At 64.6% G+C, this 20,211-nt stretch carries 19 protein-coding genes and 1 tRNA gene; 10 read left to right on the top strand and 10 right to left on the bottom strand.

The features are described 5' to 3' along the window. Nucleotides 1–10: 10 nt before the first annotated feature. The 6 genes from ACFW0H_RS17130 to ACFW0H_RS17105 all read right to left on the bottom strand — a co-directional run bounded on the left by ACFW0H_RS17130 (nt 11) and on the right by ACFW0H_RS17105 (nt 7,567). Entirely contained in the window at nt 11–1,840 is a 1,830-nt protein-coding gene (locus ACFW0H_RS17130; protein WP_422915064.1) for an SLC13 family permease, read from the bottom strand. A 41-nt stretch (nt 1,841–1,881) separates the two neighbouring features. After that, nucleotides 1,882–2,178 carry a winged helix-turn-helix domain-containing protein gene (locus ACFW0H_RS17125; protein ID WP_422915063.1) on the bottom strand — a complete coding sequence of 99 codons (297 nt, stop codon included), beginning with the start codon at nt 2,176–2,178 and terminating at the stop codon, nt 1,882–1,884. Nucleotides 2,179–2,243: 65 nt separating this feature from the next. Next, nucleotides 2,244–5,093: a valine--tRNA ligase gene (locus ACFW0H_RS17120; protein WP_422915062.1), complete on the bottom strand. Its 2,850-nt coding sequence runs from the start codon at nt 5,091–5,093 to the stop codon at nt 2,244–2,246. A gap of 123 nt (nt 5,094–5,216) precedes the next feature. Continuing rightward, nucleotides 5,217–5,654 (bottom strand): DNA polymerase III subunit chi, encoded by a 438-nt coding sequence (locus ACFW0H_RS17115; RefSeq protein WP_422915061.1) that lies wholly within the window; start codon nt 5,652–5,654, stop codon nt 5,217–5,219. 12 nt (nt 5,655–5,666) lie between these two features. Continuing rightward, on the bottom strand, nt 5,667–6,083 hold the full coding sequence (locus ACFW0H_RS17110) for a DNA polymerase III subunit chi (RefSeq protein WP_422915060.1): 417 nt from the start codon (nt 6,081–6,083) through the stop codon (nt 5,667–5,669). Next, nucleotides 6,080–7,567 carry a leucyl aminopeptidase gene (locus tag ACFW0H_RS17105; protein ID WP_422915059.1) on the bottom strand — a complete coding sequence of 496 codons (1,488 nt, stop codon included), beginning with the start codon at nt 7,565–7,567 and terminating at the stop codon, nt 6,080–6,082. The genes ACFW0H_RS17110 and ACFW0H_RS17105 overlap by 4 nt, the downstream gene beginning before the upstream one ends. Nucleotides 7,568–7,710: 143 nt before the next feature. Here ACFW0H_RS17105 and lptF point away from each other — a divergent pair, with 143 nt between their 5' ends. Together lptF and lptG are read left to right on the top strand one after the other, a co-directional pair. Beyond that, entirely contained in the window at nt 7,711–8,832 is a 1,122-nt protein-coding gene (lptF, locus tag ACFW0H_RS17100; protein ID WP_422915058.1) for an LPS export ABC transporter permease LptF, read from the top strand. After that, nucleotides 8,825–9,886 (top strand): LPS export ABC transporter permease LptG, encoded by a 1,062-nt coding sequence (lptG, locus tag ACFW0H_RS17095; RefSeq protein ID WP_422915057.1) that lies wholly within the window; start codon nt 8,825–8,827, stop codon nt 9,884–9,886. Before lptF ends, lptG begins: the two co-directional genes overlap by 8 nt. A 52-nt stretch (nt 9,887–9,938) precedes the next feature. On the opposite strand, the gene ACFW0H_RS17090 is transcribed toward lptG, so the two are convergent. The 3 genes from ACFW0H_RS17090 to ACFW0H_RS17080 all read right to left on the bottom strand — a co-directional run bounded on the left by ACFW0H_RS17090 (nt 9,939) and on the right by ACFW0H_RS17080 (nt 11,136). Further along, nucleotides 9,939–10,436: an RDD family protein gene (locus ACFW0H_RS17090; protein WP_422915056.1), complete on the bottom strand. Its 498-nt coding sequence runs from the start codon at nt 10,434–10,436 to the stop codon at nt 9,939–9,941. Nucleotides 10,437–10,539: 103 nt separating this feature from the next. Further along, the gene (locus ACFW0H_RS17085; RefSeq protein WP_016491057.1) at nt 10,540–10,752 is read right to left on the bottom strand and encodes a cold-shock protein; all 213 of its coding nucleotides are present in this window, start codon (nt 10,750–10,752) and stop codon (nt 10,540–10,542) included. 298 nt (nt 10,753–11,050) lie between these two features. Beyond that, nucleotides 11,051–11,136, bottom strand: a tRNA-Leu gene (locus ACFW0H_RS17080). A gap of 109 nt (nt 11,137–11,245) precedes the next feature. Here ACFW0H_RS17080 and queA point away from each other — a divergent pair. From queA to ACFW0H_RS17050, 6 genes are all read left to right on the top strand, one after another. Continuing rightward, nucleotides 11,246–12,295 carry a tRNA preQ1(34) S-adenosylmethionine ribosyltransferase-isomerase QueA gene (queA, locus tag ACFW0H_RS17075; protein WP_422915055.1) on the top strand — a complete coding sequence of 350 codons (1,050 nt, stop codon included), beginning with the start codon at nt 11,246–11,248 and terminating at the stop codon, nt 12,293–12,295. Between the two features lie 14 nt (nt 12,296–12,309). After that, nucleotides 12,310–13,425 (top strand): tRNA guanosine(34) transglycosylase Tgt, encoded by a 1,116-nt coding sequence (gene tgt, locus ACFW0H_RS17070; RefSeq protein ID WP_422915091.1) that lies wholly within the window; start codon nt 12,310–12,312, stop codon nt 13,423–13,425. Nucleotides 13,426–13,481: 56 nt separating this feature from the next. Then, nucleotides 13,482–13,823 carry a preprotein translocase subunit YajC gene (gene yajC, locus ACFW0H_RS17065; RefSeq protein ID WP_422915054.1) on the top strand — a complete coding sequence of 114 codons (342 nt, stop codon included), beginning with the start codon at nt 13,482–13,484 and terminating at the stop codon, nt 13,821–13,823. A 63-nt stretch (nt 13,824–13,886) separates the two neighbouring features. Beyond that, nucleotides 13,887–15,749, top strand: coding sequence for a protein translocase subunit SecD (gene secD / locus ACFW0H_RS17060; protein ID WP_422915053.1), 1,863 nt, complete (start codon nt 13,887–13,889; stop codon nt 15,747–15,749). 8 nt (nt 15,750–15,757) lie between these two features. Further along, nucleotides 15,758–16,672 carry a protein translocase subunit SecF gene (secF, locus tag ACFW0H_RS17055; RefSeq protein ID WP_422915052.1) on the top strand — a complete coding sequence of 305 codons (915 nt, stop codon included), beginning with the start codon at nt 15,758–15,760 and terminating at the stop codon, nt 16,670–16,672. A 185-nt stretch (nt 16,673–16,857) separates the two neighbouring features. Next, nucleotides 16,858–17,445, top strand: a complete 588-nt coding sequence (locus ACFW0H_RS17050; RefSeq protein ID WP_422915051.1) for a glycine zipper 2TM domain-containing protein — start codon at nt 16,858–16,860, stop codon at nt 17,443–17,445. Nucleotides 17,446–17,510: 65 nt separating this feature from the next. Here ACFW0H_RS17050 and suhB read toward each other — a convergent pair whose 3' ends face one another. Next, nucleotides 17,511–18,326, bottom strand: coding sequence for a type III secretion system regulator SuhB (suhB, locus tag ACFW0H_RS17045; protein WP_280288399.1), 816 nt, complete (start codon nt 18,324–18,326; stop codon nt 17,511–17,513). A 150-nt stretch (nt 18,327–18,476) separates the two neighbouring features. On the opposite strand from suhB, the gene trmJ reads away from it, so the two are divergent. Beyond that, nucleotides 18,477–19,250: a tRNA (cytosine(32)/uridine(32)-2'-O)-methyltransferase TrmJ gene (gene trmJ, locus ACFW0H_RS17040; protein ID WP_422915050.1), complete on the top strand. Its 774-nt coding sequence runs from the start codon at nt 18,477–18,479 to the stop codon at nt 19,248–19,250. After that, a complete protein-coding gene (cysE, locus tag ACFW0H_RS17035; RefSeq protein WP_422915049.1) occupies nt 19,250–20,026 on the top strand; it encodes a serine O-acetyltransferase in 777 nt (258 codons plus the stop codon). The genes trmJ and cysE overlap by 1 nt, the downstream gene beginning before the upstream one ends. Nucleotides 20,027–20,211 lie beyond the last annotated feature (185 nt).

The following is a 20,211-nucleotide window of genomic DNA, read 5'->3' as shown; positions in this document are numbered from 1 at the left end:
ATACCTTTGCTCAGAGCGGAAACACCAGCGGCACCAGGAACACGCTGACGATCATCACCAGGATGGTGAACGGCACGCCCACCTTCACGAAGTCACCGAAGCGATACTGGCCGGGGCCCACCACCAGGGTGTTCACCGGTGAAGAAATCGGGGTCATGAAGGCAGCCGAGGCGGCGAGGGCGACGATCATCGCGAAAGGGTAGGGCGACATGCCCAGTTGCTGCGCCGTGGCGATGGCGACGGGGGCCATGAGTACGGCGGTGGCGGTGTTGGAGATGAACAGGCCGATCAGCGCGGTGACGATGAACAAGCTGGCGAGCATGGCGTAGGGCCCGGCATTGCCGAGCACGGCCACCAGCCCTTTCACCGCCAGGTCGATGCCTCCGGTCTGCTGCAGGGCGTGGGCGAAGGGCAGCATGCCGACGATGAGGATCAGGGTGGGCCAGTGAATGGCACGGTAGGCGCTGTCCAGGTCGATGCAGCGAAAGGCGCCCATCAGCAGGCAACCGATCAGTGCGGCCATGACGTTGGGCACCAGGCCGCTGACCATCAGGACGATCATCACCGCGAGGCTGAGCAGCGCGTAGGGGGCCTTGCGCGCGGTGGGCGCCACTTCGTCCACCTCGGCGGGCAGGCTCAGCACCAGGAAGTCGCGGCCCTGTCCCTGCAGCTGGTGGATGCACTTCCACTCGCCGGCCACCAGCAGCATGTCGGATGCCTTGAGCTTCTCGTCCACCAGCACACCTTCCAGCGCCCGGCCGTCGCGACGCAGGCCCACCACATTGAGCTTGTGGCGCGAGCGGAAGCCGAGCTCTTGAATGGTCTTGCCCGGCAGCTTGGATTCCGGCGGCAGGGCGACCTCGGCCAGCCCCAGTTGGTGGGCGTGCAGGCTGTAGTAGGAGGCCGGTAGCGGGAGGGGTTCCAGCCCCAGCTCCTGGTAAGCGCCGAGCAGGCCGATGGCCGGGCTGGCCAGGTCCACCAGCAGCACGTCGCCGGGCTCCAGCAGTGTATTGCCGGTGGCCATCAGCAGCAGGGTGCGGAAGCGTCGCTGGCGCTCCACGGCGATCACGTTGATGCCGTACTGCTTGCGCAGTTCCAGCTCGTTGAGGGCCTGCTGCACCAGGGGCGAGTCGGCGCGTACCTTCAGGCGCCGCTCCCGTTCGTTGAGCTGGTAGGCGGTCGCCAGGTCGGCAAGGGTCAGGCGTGGCACGGCCGCACTGTCGTCATTGCCGCGTGGCGTAAGCCAGTGGCGGGTCAGCAGCATGTAGACGACGCCCAGGGCCAGCACCGCCAGGCCCACCGGAGTCAGGCTGAAGAAGCCGAATCCCTCCAGGCCGGCGCGGCGCAGTTCGCTGTGGACCACCAGGTTGGGGGCGGTGGCGACCAGGGAGAGCATGCCGCTGATCAGCCCGGCGAAGGCCAGCGGCATCATCAGCCGCGCCGGGGCGATCTTCAGCCGGGCGGCCACGCCCAGGGCGACGGGAATGAAGATGGCGACCACGCCGGTGGAGCTCATCACCGAGCCCAGCCCGGCGGCGGCCAGCATCAGCAGCACCAGCAGGCGAGTCTCGCTGCTGCCGGCGCGGGCCACCAGCCAGTCGCCCAGGCGGTAGGCGATGCCGGTGCGGACCAGGCCGTCACCGATGACGAAGAGGGCGGCGATGAGCACCACGCTGGGGTCGCTGAAACCGGCCAGGGACTGCTGGATGTCGAGCACGCCGATGAGGGGCAGGGCGACCAGCACCAGCAGGGCCACCACGTCCATGCGCGGCTTGTTGAGGACGAACAGGGTGACGGCGGCCAGCAGCAAGGCCAGGACCCAAAGCAATTGGTGGTTCAAGCAGGACTCCCGGTGGTTCCTTGACGGGGAGCGGCAGTCTGTCAGGGGTAGCCCAGCACGGCCTTGATCTGATGCAGGTTAGCGGCGATCCAGCGCTTGTCGATGGCGCCCCAGTCGCGGATCACGTAATGGCCGGCATTGTTGCGCTCGCCGGCCTCCTGCTCGAAGTGGCAGTCGATATCCAGTTCGGCCAGGGCCAGCAGGGTGTCCTGGGCGGTGCGCCGCGGCATGCCGGTGGCGTCCATGATCTCCGGGACGCTGGCGGCCGTGCCGCTATCGATCAGCCAGGCGACGTAGAGGCGGCGGTAGAAGCTGGTCTTGGTCTTGCTGGGTTCCATGGGCGGTCCTTGCGGTCAAGAGGCTGCAAAGAACAAGGCCCGCAATTGCGGGCCTTGTCGGGGGATTACAGGCTGGCGATGCGCCCGCGCTGTTCGGTCAGGTTGGCCAGGGCCTGTTCGGCCTCGGCCAGCTTGGCGCGTTCCTTCTCGATCACCTCGGCCGGGGCCTTGGCGACGAAGCCTTCGTTGGAGAGCTTGCCGCCAACACGTTTCACTTCGCCGTCCAGACGCTGGATTTCCTTGTCCAGGCGGGCCAGTTCGGCGTCCTTGTCGATCAGGCCGGCCATGGGCACCAGCACCTGCATGTCGCCCACCAGGGCGGTGGCGGACATCGGCGCTTCTTCGCCGGTGGCCAGCACACGGATGGTCTCCAGCTTGGCCAGTTTCTTCAGCAGCGGCTCGTTGTCGGCCAGGCGGCGGCGGTCCTCGTCGCTGGCGTTGGCCAGCAGCAGGTCGATGCGCTTGGCCATGGAGATGTTCATCTCGCCGCGGATCTGCCGCACGCCGAGCATCAGCGCCTTGACCCACTCGATGTCGCCTTCGGCGGCGGTGTCGATGCGGGCCTCAACGGGGAGCGGCCAGGGTTGCAGCATCAGGGTGTCGCCACTCTTGCCGGCCTGGCCCTTGATGCGCTGCCAGATCTCTTCGGTGATGAAGGGCATGAAGGGATGCGCCAGGCGCAGGGCCACTTCCAGCACGCGGATCAGGGTGCGGCGGGTGCCGCGCTGGCGCTCGATCGGGGCGTTCTCGTCCCACAGCACCGGCTTGACCAGCTCCAGGTACCAGGCGCAGTACTGGTCCCAGATGAACTCGTAGAGGGTCTGGGTGGCCAGGTCGAAGCGGAACTGGTCGAGGTGACGGGCGACTTCACCTTCGGCGCGCTGCAGCGCGGAGATGATCCAGCGGTCGACGGAGGACAGTTCCACCGGTTCGTCGTTGACGCCGCAGTCCTGGCCATCGGTGTTCTCGATGACGAAGTTGGCGGCGTTCCACAGCTTGTTGCAGAAGTTGCGGTAGCCCTCGACGCGACCCATGTCGAACTTCACGTCGCGGCCGGTGGAGGCCAGCGAGCAGAAGGTGAAGCGCAGGGCATCGGTGCCGTAGCTGTTGATGCCTTCGGGGAACTCGGCACGGGTCTGCTTGGCGATCTTCTCGGCCAGCTTGGGCTGCATCATGCCGCTGGTACGTTTTTCCAGCAGGGTGTCCAGGTCGATGCCGTCGACGATGTCCAGCGGGTCGAGGACGTTGCCCTTGGACTTGGACATCTTGTGGCCTTGGGAGTCGCGCACCAGGCCGTGGACGTAGACGGTCTTGAACGGCACCTGCGCCGTGCCGTCCTCGTTCTTCACCAGGTGCATGGTCAGCATGATCATGCGGGCGACCCAGAAGAAGATGATGTCGAAACCGGTGACCAGCACGTCGGTGGGGTGGAAGGTCTTGAGGAACTCGGTCTGTTCCGGCCAGCCGAGGGTGGAGAAGGTCCACAGGCCGGAGCTGAACCAGGTGTCCAGCACGTCCTCGTCCTGCTCCAGGGCGATATCGCCGAGGTTGTGCTTGGCGCGCACTTCGGCTTCATTGCGGCCGACGTAGACGTTGCCTTCTTCGTCGTACCAGGCCGGGATGCGGTGGCCCCACCAGAGCTGGCGGCTGATGCACCAGTCCTGGATGTCGCGCATCCAGGAGAAGTACATGTTCTCGTACTGCTTGGGCACGAACTGGATGCGGCCGTCTTCCACGGCGGCGATGGCCTGCTCGGCCAGGGGCTTGGTGGAGACGTACCACTGGTCGGTCAGCCAGGGCTCGATGACGGTGCCGGATCGGTCGCCGCGGGGTACTTTCAGCGCGTGGTCTTCGATCTTCTCCAAAAGGCCCAGGGCGTCGAAGGCTTCGACGATGCGCTTGCGCGCGTCGAAACGGTCGAGACCGGCGTATTCGGCCGGCAGGCTGGCGTCGACCTCGTGGTTGACCTCGCCGTCCAGGTTGAACACGTGGGCGTGGGCCAGCACGGCGGCGTTCTTGTCGAAAATGTTGATCAGCGGCAGGTTGTGGCGCTTGCCGACTTCGTAGTCGTTGAAGTCGTGGGCCGGGGTGATCTTCACGCAGCCGGTGCCGAACTCGGGATCGCAGTACTCGTCGGCGATGATCGGGATGCGGCGGCCCACCAGGGGCAGCTCGACGAAGGTACCGATCAGGTTCTTGTAGCGCTCGTCTTCCGGATGCACGGCGACCGCGCTGTCACCCAGCATGGTCTCCGGGCGGGTGGTGGCGACGATCAGGTAGTCCTTGCCGTCGGTGGTCTTGTGGCCGTCGGCCAGGGGGTAGCGCAGGTTCCATAGGCTGCCCTTCTCGTCGTGGTTTTCCACTTCGAGGTCGGAGATGGCGGTGTGGAACTTGGTGTCCCAGTTGACCAGGCGCTTGCCGCGGTAGATCAGGCCGTCTTCATGCAGGCGCACGAAGGCTTCCTTGACCGCATTGGACAGGCCGTCGTCCATGGTGAAGCGCTCGCGGGTCCAGTCCACGGAGGAGCCGAGACGACGGATCTGGCGGGTGATGGTGCCGCCGGACTGCTCCTTCCACTCCCAGACCTTGTCCAGGAACTTCTCGCGGCCGAGGTCGTGGCGGCTGACGCCCTGGGCGGCCAACTGGCGCTCCACCACCATCTGGGTGGCGATGCCGGCGTGGTCGGTGCCCGGCTGCCACAGGGTGTTGCGGCCCTGCATGCGGCGGTAGCGGATCAGGGCATCCATGATGGCGTTGTTGAAACCATGACCCATGTGCAGGCTGCCGGTCACGTTCGGCGGCGGGATCATGATGGTGTAGGGCTCGCCGGAACCTTGCGGGGCGAAGTAGTTGTTCTTCTCCCAGGTCTGGTACCAGGAAGTCTCGATGGCGTGGGGCTGGTAGGTCTTGTCCATGGTTCGGCGGGGACCCTAGAGGCAACTGAACGGGAAAACGGGAGAGTATAGCGGCAACCGGCCGGCGAAAGAATTGGCGCGCGTTACGCTGCGCCCGAACGGTGCCGGGCGCGGTGCCTGGTCCTATTGCCGGCGTGGCGGCAGCAGTCGGGGCAGGCGGGCCTCGAGGCGGCGCTTGAGTTCGGCCTCGATCTGCGGCACGAAGTCGTCGATCACGTCCTGCAGGATCAACTGTGCGGCGGCGCGCAGTTCATCGTCCAGGTGCGCCAGTTCGGGGCTTGCGCTGGCCGCGAGGCGCTCGCCGATGGCCTCGGTCACGGGCTGGCTGGGCGCCGGCGCGGGCGCGACCGGCTCGGTCAGGACCGGCGGTTGCGCGGCCGGCAGCGGCTGGGCCGTGGGAGCCGCGACTATCTCCGAAAGCAGGGGGATGTCGTCAGCGTCCAGGCTGTCGGTGAGCAGCGGCGGTTCATTGGCGCTGGGCTCGTCGTCGAGCAGGGCGCGGATGGATTCGAGGTCGTCCAGCAAGTGAGCCGGCTTGGGGGGAAGCTTGGGGGTATCCATGGGGCAATACGGCTAGAGTTCGACTCGTTTCGGATCATAGCCCCGTTGCCGGTAAGCACGGAAATTCTCCCGGCAGGCGGCAAGCAGGGCAGGCTCCTGGTTGACGATCTCGATGACCCGGCTGAAGCGCTCGACGTGAGGGGAAATGCTCGAGGCGAGGTTGATCAGCAGGCCCTGCGCAACCGGCGGTTCTTCGTCCAGCGCCAGCACCACGGGGGCGGTGGCATCGTCACCGATGAGGCTATGGGGGATGAAGCTTTCGGCGCGGAAGCGCCACAGCAGTTGGTCCAGTTCGTCGCGCTGGGCGGCGTCGCTGCAGCGCAACAGGACCGGCAGCCCGTGCCGCCAGCCCTTGGCGGCCAACTGGCAGGCCGCGCGCAGGCGGTCCGCCGGGTTGGCCGAGGAGAGCACGTAGAACTCTATCCTCACTTGATGCGATCCAGCAGGAACTGGGTGAGCAGGGGCACCGGACGGCCCGTGGCGCCCTTGTCCTTGCCGCCGCTGACCCAGGCGGTGCCGGCGATGTCCAGGTGCGCCCAGTGGAATTTCTTGGCGAAGCGCGACAGGAAGCAGCCGGCGGTGATGGTGCCGGCCTTGGGCCCGCCGATGTTGGCGATGTCGGCGAAGGGGCTGTCCAGTTGTTCCTGGTACTCGTCGAACAGCGGCAGCTGCCAGGCGCGGTCGTCGGCGTACTCGCCGGCCTTGAGGATCTGCTTCACCAGGGCATCGTTGTTGCCCATCAGGCCCGAGGTGTTGCTGCCCAGGGCGACGATGCAGGCGCCGGTGAGGGTGGCGATGTCGATCACCGCCTGGGGCTTGAAGCGTTCGGCGTAGGTCAGGGTGTCGCACAGCACCAGGCGGCCTTCGGCGTCGGTGTTGAGGATCTCCACGGTCTGGCCGCTCATGGTGGTGACGATATCGCCCGGGCGGGTGGCGCCGCCGCTGGGCATGTTCTCGGCGCAGGCCAGCAGGCCCACCAGGTTGATCGGCAGTTGCAGCTCCAGTACCGCGCGGAAGGTGCCCAGCACACTGGCGGCGCCGCACATGTCGTATTTCATCTCGTCCATGCCGGCGGCCGGCTTGATGCTGATGCCGCCGGTGTCGAAGGTGATGCCCTTGCCCACCAGGGCGAAGGGGTTGTCTTCCTTCTTGCCGCCCTGGTAGTTGAGCACGATCATCCGCGGCGGCTGCTCGCTGCCCTGGGCCACGGCGAGGAAGGCGCCGGCGCCCAGCTCCTTGAGCTTCTTCTCGTCCAGCACCTCGACCTTGAGGTTCTTGTGCGCCTTGGCCAGGGCCTTGGCTTCTTCGGCGATGAAGCTCGGGTGGCAGAGGTTCGGCGGCAGGTTGCCGAGGTCGCGGGTGAAGGCCATGCCGGTGGCGATGGCGCGGGCGTGCAGGCTGCCGCGTTCGACCTCGGCCAGATCGGCCTTCTCGGTCAGCAGGGTGATCTTCTTCAGGGCTTTGGGCTCGGCCTTCTGGCTCTTGAAGCGGTCGAAGACATAGGCGCCGTCGGCCAGCGTCTCCACCATCAGGCGGGCCTTGCCGTAGGCGTCGCGGCCCTTCACGGCCACTTCGTCCAGGGCCAGGGTGGCGTCGCTGCCGCCGAGGCCTTTCACCACGCCATTCACGGCGGCGATCATTTTGCGGAATTGACGGTCAGAGAGCACGTGCTCCTTGCCGCTGCCCACCAGCAGCACGCGTTCGGCCTTGAGGTTGGGGAGGCTGTGCAGGAGCAGGGTCTGGCCCACCTTGCCGGCCAGATCGCCGCGCTTGAGCAGGGCGCTGATGGCCCCGCCAGCGGCGGCATCGATGGCCTTGGCGGCTTCGCCGAGCTTGCGCCCTTCGCCGACTGCGACGACCAGCGTGGCGGTTTTCAGGGTTTCCAGACGGGCGCTTTTGACGAGGAATTCCATGACATGTGTCCCCAAGACAAAGAGCCGGGATTGCAGGATAATGCCGGCTATTTTTTCAGTGGCCCGTCAGATCGGCGGGCTGGCCATAAAGCGGCTAGTTTGAGCGTAGCCGCCCGAGCCTGACAACCCTGGAGTGTCTGGTTTTGATTGTCTTCCGTTATCTCTCCCGCGAGGTCCTGATCACCCTCAGCGCGGTCAGTGCCGTGCTGCTGGTGATCATCATGAGCGGCCGATTCATCAAGTACCTGGCCCAGGCTGCGCAAGGCGCCCTGGACCCCGGCGTGCTGTTCATGATCATGGGTTTCCGGATCCCCGGCTTCCTTCAGTTGATCCTGCCCCTCGGGCTGTTCCTCGGTTTCCTGCTGGCCTATGGCCGGCTCTATCTCGAAAGCGAAATGACCGTGCTCACCGCCACCGGCATGAGCCAGCAACGCCTGATGGCCTACAGCCTGGCTCCAGCCCTGCTGGTGGCCCTGCTGGTGGCCTGGCTGAGCCTGGGGTTGGCGCCCCAGGGCGTGGGTCAGGTGGCGCGCATCCTCAATGAGCAGGACGCGCTGACCGAACTCGATACCCTGGTGCCCGGTCGCTTCCAGGCGCTCAAGGGCGGTGGTCGGGTGACCTATACCGAGACGCTCACTCCCGATCGCGGCGAGCTGGGCGGCGTGTTCATCTCCGAGAAGCGGGTCTCGCGCCAGGATGGCAAGGACCGTGGTATCGGCGTGCTGGTGGCGGAGAAGGGGCGCCAGGAGATCCAGTCGGATGGCAGTCGTTACCTGATCCTGCAGAACGGCTACCGCTACGACGGCAACCCCGGCAAGGCCGACTACCGCATCATCCACTACGAGACCTACGGCGTGTTGCTGCCCAAGCCGGAGATCGTGTCCGAGATCGGCGAGCGCGAAGCGGTACCCACCTCCGAGCTGTTCGCCAGTAGCGATCCGCGCTATCACGCCGAGCTGCAATGGCGCCTGTCCATCCCGCTGCTGGTGTTCGTGGTCACCCTGCTGGCGGTGCCCTTGTCCAGGGTCAATCCGCGTCAGGGGCGCTTCCTCAAGTTGCTGCCGGCGATTCTGCTGTACATGGCCTACCTGGCTTTGCTGATCGCCGCCCGTGGCCAACTGGACAAGGGGCGGATTCCCATGTGGCTGGGCCTGTGGTGGGTGCACGGCCTGTTCCTCGCGGTCGGCCTGCTGTTGTTGTACTGGGAGCCTCTGCGCCTGAAGTGGGCGGCTCGTCGTGATGCCCGTGAGGTGGCCCATGGTTAGGTTGGATCGTTACATCGGCACCAGTGTGTTCTTCGGCATCCTCGCGGTGCTGGGGATCATCGTCAGCCTGGCGGCGCTGTTCGCTTTCATCGATGAACTGGGCGACCTCGGCGGCGACTACGATGTTCTGGCCGCTGCCTCGTACGTCTTCCTCACCCTGCCGCGACGGATCTACGACATGCTGCCCATGGCGGCGCTGATTGGCAGCCTGATCGGTCTCGGCACCCTGGCCAGCAGCAGTGAACTGACGGTGATGCGCGCCGCTGGTGTGTCTGTCGGCCGTATCGTCTGGGCGGTGATGAAGCCCATGCTGGTGCTGATGGTGGTGGGCGTGCTGATTGGCGAGTACGTCGCTCCCTGGAGCGAGAATATCGCCCAGGCCAATCGCTCCCTGGCTCAGGGCGGTGGCGATGCGCAGAGTTCCAAGCGCGGTCTGTGGCACCGCCAGGGCGAGGAGTTCGTGCACATCAACTCCGTGCAACCCAATGGCGTGCTCTATGGCGTGACCCGCTACCGCTTCGATGGCGAGCGTCACATGCAGTCCTCCAGCTTCGCGCGGCGTGCGCTGTATCAGGGCGATCACTGGCAGCTGGAAGACGTGGCCACCACCCATTTCCGTGGTGACCACACCGAAGTGGTGAGCAGCGCCAGCGAACGCTGGGATGTCGAGCTCAATCCGCAACTGTTGGGCACGGTGGTGATGGAGCCGGAGGCGCTGTCCATCACGGGGCTATGGCGCTACACCCACTACCTGGCGGAGCAGGGCCTGAACAATGGCCGCTACTGGCTGGCGTTCTGGACCAAGGTGCTGCAGCCGCTGGTAACCGCGGCGCTGGTGCTGATGGCGATTTCCTTTATTTTCGGCCCGCTGCGCTCGGTGACTCTCGGTCAGCGCGTGTTCACCGGTGTAGTGATCGGCTTCGTGGTGCGTATCAGCCAGGACCTGCTCGGGCCGTCGAGCCTGGTGTTCGGTTTCTCACCGTTATTCGCCGTGCTGGTGCCGGCGGGCATCTGCGCCGTGGCCGGTCTCTGGTTGCTGAGAAGGGCGGGCTGATCCGTCGCGGGTGAAACAAAAAAGCCGGCTCGATGCCGGCTTATTCTTGGGCTCACTTCTTGTGCGCGCCCTTGGGCAGGTGGACCACCCGGGTCTCGGAGTAGATATCGTGCCAGGTGCGCTTTTCCTTGTCCCACAGGCTCCAGAAGAACCCGAGACCCAGTGCCAGCCAGGAACCGATGGCGATCACAAAGCGCAGCAGCGCCTGCCACAGGCTGATGGCCGAGCCGTCCTTGTTCTGCACGCGAATGCCCCAGACCTGCATGCCGAGGGTCTGGCCATTGTGGGTCCAGAACTTGGCAAAGAAGCCGAACAGGCTGAAGACCAGCAGGGTGGACAGCACCGGGTCGCCGGCCAGCAAGCCCTGGTCGGCCAGTTGGCGCAGACGCTCGCCGCCGTAGATGAGTCGCAGTACCACCTGCTGGTAGATCAGGGTGATCACCATCAGCATGGCGACGCACAGCAGGAAGTCGTAGAAGATCGCCGCGAAGCGGCGAATCAGCCCGGCGGCGGGAAAGTCACCCGAGGGGCGCAGCTGGTGTTTCGGCATTGCGGGCTCTTGGCGTATTGAGGGCGCGCCATTCTAGCAGCCGATCAGCGGACACAAAAAAGCCCCTGATGTTTCCATCAGGGGCTCTCGGCGAAGCTCAGGATCAGTTAACGACCTGAACCTTGTCAGCCTGCATACCTTTCTGGCCTTGAACGGCTTCGAAGGTGACCTTCTGGCCTTCTTTCAGGCTACGGAAGCCGGAGCCTTCGATAGCGCGGAAGTGTACGAACAGATCCGGGCCGCTTTCCGGGGTGATGAAACCAAAACCTTTCTCGTCGTTGAACCACTTGACGGTGCCGGTTTGACGATTCGACATATCTTTAATCCTTGAAACTGAAGTTGATGACAGCCTGCTGTTCACTCACGCGCGGCAGAAGGGCTGGAAACTGGTTGCAAAGAGGTAAGAGAAGTCGAGCGGGATGTAGCGGATCTGGTGATCTACCGCATCAGGTCACGATTCAACAGCGACCCATGCAAACACAGTTGGCCAACTCTACGCTAAGTCCTGCGGAAATGCCAAGCCCCGAAAGGCCAATCTTTACGAGCGGGAGAGGGGGGCGGACAGGCGGAAAATCAGGGGGGAGGCAAGCCCTGGGAAAGGCTTGTGGATATCGTGGTGCCCCGGGAGAGACTCGAACTCTCACTCTGTCGCCAGAAACGGATTTTGAATCCGCCGCGTCTACCATTCCGCCACCGAGGCACGATGGGCGCGCAGTATAGGGAGGCGCTCTGGGGCGGTCAATCCGTCTCCGTGGTCAGGAACGGGCATTTCCTGTACTATTTGCGCCCCTGCGATACGACCCCCCACCATGCGCGTAGCCGATTTTCATTTCGAGCTTCCAGAAGCTCTTATTGCCCGCCATCCCCTGGCCGAGCGCCGTGCCAGCCGACTCCTCGTGCTGGACGGTGAAACCGGCGCCCTGGGCCATCGGCAATTCGCCGATTTGCTGGAATACCTGCGTCCCGGCGACCTGATGGTGTTCAACAACACCCGGGTGATTCCCGCGCGCCTGTTCGGCCAGAAGGCCTCCGGCGGCAAGCTGGAAATCCTCGTCGAGCGCGTGCTGGACAGCCATCGCGTGCTGGCCCACGTGCGTTCCAGCAAGTCGCCCAAGCCGGGCACGCGGTTGCTGATCGATGGCGGTGCCGAGGCCGAGATGCTGGCCCGCCACGATGCGCTGTTCGAGCTGAAGTTCGACGATGAGGTGCTGCCGCTGCTGGAGCGGGTCGGCCACATGCCGTTGCCGCCCTATATTGACCGGCCCGACGAGGCGGCCGACCGCGAGCGTTACCAGACGGTCTACGCCCGCCATGCCGGCGCCGTGGCGGCGCCCACCGCCGGGCTGCATTTCGATCAGGCCCTGCTCGAAACCATCGCCGCCAAGGGCGTGGAAAGTGCCTTCGTCACGCTGCACGTGGGGGCCGGCACCTTCCAGCCGGTGCGCGTGGAGCGCATCGAGGAGCACCACATGCACCGCGAGTGGCTCGAAGTGGGCCAGGACGTGGTCGATGCGGTGGCCGCCTGCCGCGCCCGTGGCGGCCGGGTGATCGCCGTCGGCACCACCAGTGTGCGTTCCCTGGAGAGCGCCGCGCGGGATGGCCAGCTCAAGGCGTTCAGTGGTGACACCGACATCTTTCTGTACCCGGGGCGCCCCTTCCATGTGGTCGACGCCCTGGTCACCAACTTCCATCTCCCCGAATCCACCCTGCTGATGCTGGTCTCGGCCTTCGCCGGCTACCCGGAGACCATGGCCGCCTACGCCGCGGCGGTGGACCAGGGCTATCGATTCTTCAGTTACGGTGATGCCATGTTCATTACCCGCAATCCCGCCCCGCGCGGACCCGAGGACCAAGCATGACGCGCACCTGCCGGATGAACTTCGAGCTGCTGGCCACCGACGGCAAGGCCCGTCGCGGCCGGCTGACCTTCCCCCGCGGCGTCGTCGAGACGCCTGCCTTCATGCCTGTAGGAACCTACGGCACAGTGAAGGGGATGTTGCCGCGCGATATCGAAGGCATCGGCGCGCAGATCATCCTCGGCAACACCTTCCACCTCTGGTTGCGGCCGGGCATGGAAGTGATCAAGCGCCACGGTGACCTGCACGACTTCATGCAGTGGCAGGGGCCGATCCTCACCGATTCCGGCGGCTTCCAGGTGTTCAGCCTGGGCGCCATGCGCAAGATCAAGGAGGAAGGCGTTACCTTCGCCTCCCCGGTGGACGGCGCCAAGGTCTTCATGGGGCCCGAGGAATCCATGCAGGTCCAGCGCGACCTGGGTTCCGACATCGTGATGATCTTCGATGAGTGCACGCCCTATCCGGCCGACTTCGACGTCGCCAAGCGCTCCATGGAGTTGTCCCTGCGCTGGGCCAAGCGCTCCAAGGCGGCCCATGGCGAAAGCACCGCCGCGTTGTTCGGCATCGTCCAGGGCGGCATGCACGAGGAGCTGCGCATGCGCTCCCTGGAGGGCCTGAGCGAGATCGGCTTCGACGGGCTGGCCATCGGCGGCCTGTCGGTGGGCGAGCCGAAGGAAGAGATGATCCGCGTGCTGGACTACCTGCCGGGCCAGATGCCGGCGGACAAACCGCGCTACCTGATGGGCGTCGGCAAGCCGGAAGACCTGGTGGAGGGCGTGCGTCGCGGGGTGGACATGTTCGACTGCGTGATGCCGACCCGCAATGCGCGCAACGGCCACCTGTTCATCGACACCGGCGTGCTGAAGATCCGCAACTCGGTGCACAAGCACGACGAGTCGCCGCTGGACCCGACCTGCGACTGTTACACCTGCAAACACTTCTCCCGCGCCTATCTGCACCATCTGGACAAATGCGGCGAAATGCTCGGCAGCATGTTGAATACAATCCACAACTTGCGGCATTACCAGCGCCTGATGGCTGGTTTGCGCGAGGCAATCCAACAGGGTAAATTGGCCGCCTTTGTCGATGCCTTCTATGCCAAGCGCGGACTACCGACTCCGCCCCTGGACTGATAAAGCTGCATGTTTCCAGAGTCGAATTCTTCAAATTTCCGCAACAGGAGTGCTAAATGAGCTTTCTGATTCCCGCCGCCTATGCCGACGCTGCCGCACCGGCCGCCGCCGCTGGTCCCGCCGGCACTGGTTTCGAGTGGGTTTTCCTGATCGGCTTCCTGGTCATCTTCTACCTGATGATCTGGCGTCCCCAGTCCAAGCGCGCCAAGGAGCACAAGAACCTGCTCTCCGGCCTGCAGAAGGGTGACGAAGTGGTCACCTCCGGCGGCATCGCCGGCAAGGTCACCAAGGTCACCGATGACTTCGTGGTCGTCGAGGTGTCCGACAGCGTCGAGCTGAAGTTCCAGAAAGGCGCGATCGCGGCGACCCTGCCGAAGGGCACCCTGAAAGCGATCTAACCGATCCATGGATCAACACCGACGGGGCGCCATCAGGCGCCCCGCGTCATAACGGGCGGAGTCATGCTCAATAAGTACCCTCTGTGGAAATATCTGCTGATCCTGGCGGTGCTGGCGGTCGGCCTGGTCTATTCCGCACCCAATCTCTATCCGGATGATCCGGCGATCCAGATCAGCGGTACCAGTACCGCGCTGAAGATCCAGCAGTCTGATCTGGACAAGGCCACCGATGCGCTGAAGCAAGCCGGCATCGAACTCAAGTCCGCCACTGTCGGCGAGCGCGGCGGTCTGCTGCGCCTGACCAAGCTGGGTGACCAACTGCCGGCCAAGGACGTGATCCGCAAGGCCCTCGGCGATGACTATGTGGTCGCCCTGAACCTCGCCCCGACCACGCCGGACTGGCTGCGCAAGCTCGGCGCCGCGCCGATGAAGCTCGGCCTGGACCTCTCCGGTGGTGTGCACTTCCTGCTGGAAGTGGATATGGAGAAGGCCGTCGATGCTCGCCTGAAGATCTACGAAGGCGAAGTCCGCACCCTGCTGCGCAAGGAGCGTATCCGCTACCGCAGCCTCCCGGCCGTGGAGAACGGCTTCCAGCTCGGGTTCACTGACAGCGAGTCCCTGAGCCAGGCCCAGGCGCTGATCCGCAAGAGCTTCACCGACTTCGACGCCACCACCGTCGAGCGTGGTGGTCAGCAGGTCCTGCAGCTGGCGCTGACCCAGGCCAAGCTGTCGGAGATCCGCGAATACTCCATCAAGCAGAACCTGACCACCGTTCGTAACCGTGTGAACGAACTGGGCGTCGCCGAACCGATCGTCCAGCGCCAGGGCGCCAACCGTATCGTGGTCGAGCTGCCGGGGGTGCAGGACACCGCCGAAGCCAAGCGTATCCTCGGCAAGACCGCCAACCTGGAATTCCGTCTGGCCGCCGAGCCGACCGCCAGCAAGGCTTCCACCGAGTCCTTCGAGTTCCGCGAGCCGGGTCGTCCGCCGGTGCCGCTGGAGCGCAGCCTGATCATCACCGGTGACCAGGTGACCGACGCCCAGGCCAGCTACGACGAGAACGGTCGCCCGCAGGTGAACATCCGCCTCGATGGCCACGGCGGCGAGCTGATGAGCCGCGCTACCCGCAACAACGTGGGGCGCAGCATGGCGGTGATCTTCATCGAGCAGCGCCCGGTGACCCGCTATGTCACCCAGGATGTCGACGGCGTCCAGAAGGAAGTGGCGGTACAGAGCTTCAAGGAAGAGAAGAAGATCATCAGCCTGGCGACCATCCAGTCGCCACTGGGTAGCCAATTTCGCATCACTGGCCTGAACGGTCAGGGCGAGTCCTCCGAATTGGCCCTGCTGCTGCGCGCCGGTGGTCTGGCCGCACCGATGTACTTCGCCGAGGAGCGCACCATCGGTCCGAGCCTGGGTGCCGAAAACATCGTCAAGGGCATCGAGTCCACCGAGTGGGCGATGGTCTTCGTGTCGCTGTTCATCATCGCCATCTACCGCTTCTTCGGCTTCCTGGCCACCATCGCCCTGGCGTTCAACCTGGTGCTGCTGGTGGGCCTGATGTCGGTGATCGGCGCGACCCTGACCCTGCCGGGCATCGCCGGTATCGTGCTGACCCTGGGTATGGCGGTAGACGCCAACGTGCTGATCTACTCGCGGATTCGCGAGGAGCTGAATAACGGTCTGTCCGTACAGCGCGCGATCCACGAAGGCTTCGACCGCGCCTACACTGCGATCGTCGACAGTAACCTCACCACCCTGCTGGTGGGCGGCATCCTGTTCGCCCTCGGCACCGGTCCGATCAAGGGCTTTGCCGTGACCATGTCGCTGGGCATCATCACCTCGATGTTCACCGCCATCATGTTCACCCGCGGCATGGTCAACCTGATCTTCGGTGGCCGCAACTTCAAGAAACTGTGGATTTGAGGCCTGGCATGATCAAGTCAACTATCCGTTTCATGGCGATACGCAACGTTGCGTTCGCCATCACCGTGATCATCAGCCTGATCGGTATCGGCAGCCTGTTCGTCAAAGGGCTGAACTTCGGTCTGGACTTCACTGGCGGTACCCTGATCGAGCTGTCCTACGAGAAGCCGGCCAACCTCGAGCTGATCAAGCAGGAGCTGGGTCAGGTCGGTTACGAGGACGCCGTGGTGCAAAGCTTCGGCGCCAGCACCGACGTTCTGGTGCGCCTGGCTGGCGAAGATCCGCAGCTGGGCAACAAGGTCGCCGATGCCCTGCGCAAGGTGGATGCCGAGAGCAAGTTCGAGCTCAAGCGCGTCGAGTTCGTCGGCCCGCAGGTGGGCGAGGAGCTGCGTGACCAGGGTGGTCTGGCGATGCTGCTGGCGCTCGGCGGCATCCTGCTGTACCTGGCCTTCCGCTTCCAGTGGAAGTTCGGCCTGGGTGCCGTGGCCTCGCTGATTCACGACGTGACCGTCACCCTGGGTATCCTGGCGTTCTTCCAGATTCCCTTCGACCTCACCGTGCTGGCCGCGGTCCTGGCGATGATCGGTTACTCGCTGAACGACACCATCATCATCTTCGACCGGATCCGCGAGAACTTCCGTGTGCTGCGTCGTGCCGACCTGATCGAGAACATCGACGTGTCCTGCACCCAGACTCTGCTGCGGACCATCGCCACCTCGGTTTCCACCGCGCTGGCGCTGATTGCCCTGTTGCTGTTCGGTGGCGACAGCCTGCATGGCTTTGCCCTGTCGCTGCTGGTTGGTGTGGTGGTGGGTACCTACTCCTCCATCTACATCAGTGCCCCGGTGCTGATCTGGCTGAAGCTGACCTCCGAGGACCTGATCCCGACGGCGAATGCCGCCGAGGCGGACGATCGTCCCTGAGCTCGTGCTCCAGTGCTTCACCCAGGGCCCGGCAGTCGCCGGGCCTTGTCTTTTTCGCTGGGTGATACTGTCGTTCCATTTGTCGGAATATTCCTAAAAGTCCAGGAACTTGGCCATTTGCCTTCTATCCAAGGCAGGGAGTAGGGCATGTACGCCCGCTAAAGGAAGAGAGTCAGGAGGTTCATGTGAACAAGTCGATGCTCGTCGGTGCTGTTTTGGGTGCGGTTGGCGTGACTGCCGGCGGCGCCGTGGCCACCTACAACCTGGTAGGCAAAAGCGGCCCGGAGTATGCCGAAGTGCTCGCTGTCCAACCGATCAGTGAAACCATCAAGACCCCGCGCGAGGTCTGCAATGATGTGGCGGTGACCCGTCAGAAGCCGGTCAAGGACCAGCACCAGATCGCCGGTACCGTCATCGGTGCGGTCGCCGGTGGCTTGTTGGGCAACCAGGTCGGCGGCGGCTCCGGCAAGAAGATCGCCACTGTGGCTGGTGCCGTGGGTGGTGGTTACGCGGGCAACAAGGTGCAGGAGCACATGCAGGCGAATGACACCTACACCACCACCGAAACCCGCTGCAAGACCGTCACCGACACCAGCGAACGGGTCGTCGGCTATGACGTGAAATACCAACTCGATGGCAAGGTCAGCCAGGTGCGTATGGACCACGATCCGGGCCGGCAGATCCCGGTTACCCAGGATGGCCAACTGATCCTGACCCAGCAGCAGGCTGGTATCCAGCCGCCCCAGGGCGGCGGTGCCGGGGTCCAGCAGTAAGCGGATGTCAGAGGCAACAAAAAACCCGGCCTAGGCCGGGTTTTTTGTTGCCTCGTGAAGCGTGATCAGCGCTTCAGCGACGGCGGCAGGTGCGGCTGGATGGCGGTCAGGACCGCCTTGAAGCACTTGGTGTTGCCTGCCACCACATGGCCTTTTTCGAGGAAGTCGTGGCCGCCGGTGAAGTCGCTCACCAGGCCGCCGGCTTCCTGTACCAGCAGGGCGCCTGCTGCCATGTCCCACTCGGACAGGCCGAACTCCCAGAAGGCGTCAAAGCGGCCGGCCGCGACGTAGGCCAGGTCCAGGCTGGCGGAGCCGGCGCGGCGGATGCCGGCGGTCTGGCCCACCAGGGAGCGGAACATGCCCAGGTAGTTGTCGAGGTTGTCCAGCTGGCTGTCACGGAAGGGGAAACCGGTGCCGAGCAGCGCGCCTTCCAGGCTCTTGCGCGGGCTGACGCGCAGGCGGCGGCCATTGAGGGCGGCGCCACGGCCGCGGCTGGCGGTGAATTCTTCCTGGCGGACCGGGTCCAGGACCACGGCGTGCTCCAGGCGGCCCTTGTACTTGCAGGCGATGCTGACGGCGTAATGCGGAACGCCGCGGATGAAGTTGGTGGTGCCGTCCAGCGGATCGATGATCCACAGGTAGTCGGCGCCTTCGCCCTTGCCTTCCAGCAGGCCGCCTTCTTCGCCGAGGATGCCGTGGTTCGGATAGGCCTTGCGCAGGGCCTGGACGATGGACAATTCGGCAGCGCGGTCGACCTCGGTGACGTAGTCCTTGGCGTCCTTCTCGTTGATGGAGATAACGTCCAGGCGTTCGATCGAGCGGAAAATCAGTTCACCGGCGCTGCGAGCGGCGCGCAGGGCGATATTCAGCATAGGCTGCATGGGGGATTCACCTGGGTCGTTAAAGAAGAAAGCCGCACATGGTATCAGAAAAAGCCTGGGCAGGCAGGGGAGGCTGCGTGATTCGTGGCGTTGCGTCGGGGCCTCCGGTAATATTCCGCTCCCTTGACGTTCCGCTGAGAGACTAGAGCGTTGCTGCAGAACATTCGCGTGGTGCTGGTCAATACCAGCCATCCCGGCAATATCGGTGGTGCCGCCCGCGCCATGAAGAACATGGGGCTGACAAAGCTGGTACTGGTCGATCCTGAGGATTTTCCCAGTCCCGAGGCCCGTGCTCGCGCATCCGGCGCCGACGACATCCTGGACGGCGCCCAGGTGGTCGGCACCCTGGAGGAGGCTCTGGTGGGCTGCAGTCTGGTAGTCGGCACCAGTGCGCGCGACCGTCGCATTCCCTGGCCGCTGTTGGATCCGCGCGAGTGTGGCAAGACCTCCGTGGAGCAGGTGCAGGCCGGTGGCGAGGTGGCCCTGGTGTTCGGTCGCGAGTATGCCGGTCTGACCAACGAGGAACTGCAGCGCTGCCAGTACCACGTGCACATCCCCTCCAACCCCGAGTTCTCCTCGCTGAACCTGGCCGCCGCCGTCCAGGTGCTGGTCTACGAGGTGCGCATGGCCTGGCTGGAGCAAGAGGGACTGCCGAGCAAGGTGGAGAAAGTGGAAACCACCGCGATGCTCAATGCCCAGCCTGTGACCGTGGATGAACTGGAGCGCTATTACGAGCACCTGGAAAGTACCCTGGTGGAAATCGGCTTCCTCGATCCGGAGAAGCCGCGCCACCTCATGTCCCGTCTGCGTCGGCTCTACGGTCGCAGCGGTATCAGCAAGCTGGAAATGAACATCCTGCGCGGCATCCTGACGGAAACCCAGAAGGCTGCGCGGGGCGAAGTAAGCAAGCGGAGTGACAAGTGATGTTCGAACGCATTCGAGAAGACATTCAGAGCGTATTCCACCGTGACCCGGCCGCGCGCAATGCCTTCGAGGTGCTCACTTGTTACCCGGGCCTGCATGCCATCTGGTTGCATCGCGTGGCTCACGCCCTTTGGGTGGCCGGCTGGAAGTGGCTGGCTCGCCTGGTGTCCAACTTCAGCCGCTGGCTCACCGGCATCGAGATCCATCCGGGGGCGAAGATCGGCCGGCGCTTCTTCATCGATCACGGCATGGGTATCGTCGTTGGCGAGACCGCCGAGATCGGCAACGACGTCACCCTCTACCAGGGTGTGACCCTGGGCGGCACCAGCTGGAACCAGGGCAAGCGTCATCCGACCCTTGAGGATGGCGTGGTGGTGGGGGCGGGGGCCAAGGTGCTCGGACCGTTCACCGTGGGTGCCGGTGCGAAGATCGGCTCCAATGCGGTGGTGACCAAGGCGGTGCCGGCCGGCGCGACGGCGGTGGGCATTCCCGGTCGCATCATCGTGAAGGCCGATCCGGAGCAGGACGCCCGGCGTCAGGCGATCGCCGAGCGTTTCGGCTTCGACGCCTATGGTCTCGGCCAGGACATGCCCGATCCGGTGGCGCGCGCCATCGGCCAATTGCTGGACCATGTGCAGGCCGTGGACGAGCGTCTGGATGGCATGTGCAAGGCGCTTACCGCCCTGGGCAGCGACTACTGCGCCAAGGCGCTGCCGGAGCTTCGTGACGAGGACTTCGCCGGCGTCAAGGACGAAGAGCGGAAGCCGGTCGCCTGAGTCTTTGGAACCGCCCTGGGCCAGTGGTCCGGAGGCGGATTCTTAGGGTGCTAACGGGATGCGCCTCTGATATCATTCACGCCCCTGCAAGGTTCAAACCCGACTATTTTGATCGGTCTTATAGTTGACTTAAATAGTCGGGAATTGCATACTCGCTGCATTCCAGCGATCCCGTGGTACACACC

The sequence above is a fragment of the Metapseudomonas cellulosilytica genome, from assembly GCF_049334135.1.
Classification (GTDB): Bacteria; Pseudomonadota; Gammaproteobacteria; order Pseudomonadales; family Pseudomonadaceae; genus Metapseudomonas.
Note: the sequence above shows the minus strand (reverse complement) of the source record. Positions and strands in the feature narration are given on the sequence as shown.

What these genes read in the sequence shown, in the direction of transcription:
- ACFW0H_RS17125 (WP_422915063.1), bottom strand. Translation starts at nt 2,178, where the DNA reads ATGGAACCCAGCAAGACCAAGACCAGCTTCTACCGCCGCCTCTACGTC.
- ACFW0H_RS17120 (WP_422915062.1), bottom strand. Translation starts at nt 5,093, where the DNA reads ATGGACAAGACCTACCAGCCCCACGCCATCGAGACTTCCTGGTACCAG.
- ACFW0H_RS17115 (WP_422915061.1), bottom strand. Translation starts at nt 5,654, where the DNA reads ATGGATACCCCCAAGCTTCCCCCCAAGCCGGCTCACTTGCTGGACGAC.
- ACFW0H_RS17105 (WP_422915059.1), bottom strand. Translation starts at nt 7,567, where the DNA reads ATGGAATTCCTCGTCAAAAGCGCCCGTCTGGAAACCCTGAAAACCGCC.
- lptG (WP_422915057.1), top strand. Translation starts at nt 8,825, where the DNA reads ATGGTTAGGTTGGATCGTTACATCGGCACCAGTGTGTTCTTCGGCATC.
- ACFW0H_RS17090 (WP_422915056.1), bottom strand. Translation starts at nt 10,436, where the DNA reads ATGCCGAAACACCAGCTGCGCCCCTCGGGTGACTTTCCCGCCGCCGGG.
- ACFW0H_RS17085 (WP_016491057.1), bottom strand. Translation starts at nt 10,752, where the DNA reads ATGTCGAATCGTCAAACCGGCACCGTCAAGTGGTTCAACGACGAGAAA.
- queA (WP_422915055.1), top strand. Translation starts at nt 11,246, where the DNA reads ATGCGCGTAGCCGATTTTCATTTCGAGCTTCCAGAAGCTCTTATTGCC.
- tgt (WP_422915091.1), top strand. Translation starts at nt 12,310, where the DNA reads ATGAACTTCGAGCTGCTGGCCACCGACGGCAAGGCCCGTCGCGGCCGG.
- yajC (WP_422915054.1), top strand. Translation starts at nt 13,482, where the DNA reads ATGAGCTTTCTGATTCCCGCCGCCTATGCCGACGCTGCCGCACCGGCC.
- secD (WP_422915053.1), top strand. Translation starts at nt 13,887, where the DNA reads ATGCTCAATAAGTACCCTCTGTGGAAATATCTGCTGATCCTGGCGGTG.
- secF (WP_422915052.1), top strand. Translation starts at nt 15,758, where the DNA reads ATGATCAAGTCAACTATCCGTTTCATGGCGATACGCAACGTTGCGTTC.
- suhB (WP_280288399.1), bottom strand. Translation starts at nt 18,326, where the DNA reads ATGCAGCCTATGCTGAATATCGCCCTGCGCGCCGCTCGCAGCGCCGGT.
- cysE (WP_422915049.1), top strand. Translation starts at nt 19,250, where the DNA reads ATGTTCGAACGCATTCGAGAAGACATTCAGAGCGTATTCCACCGTGAC.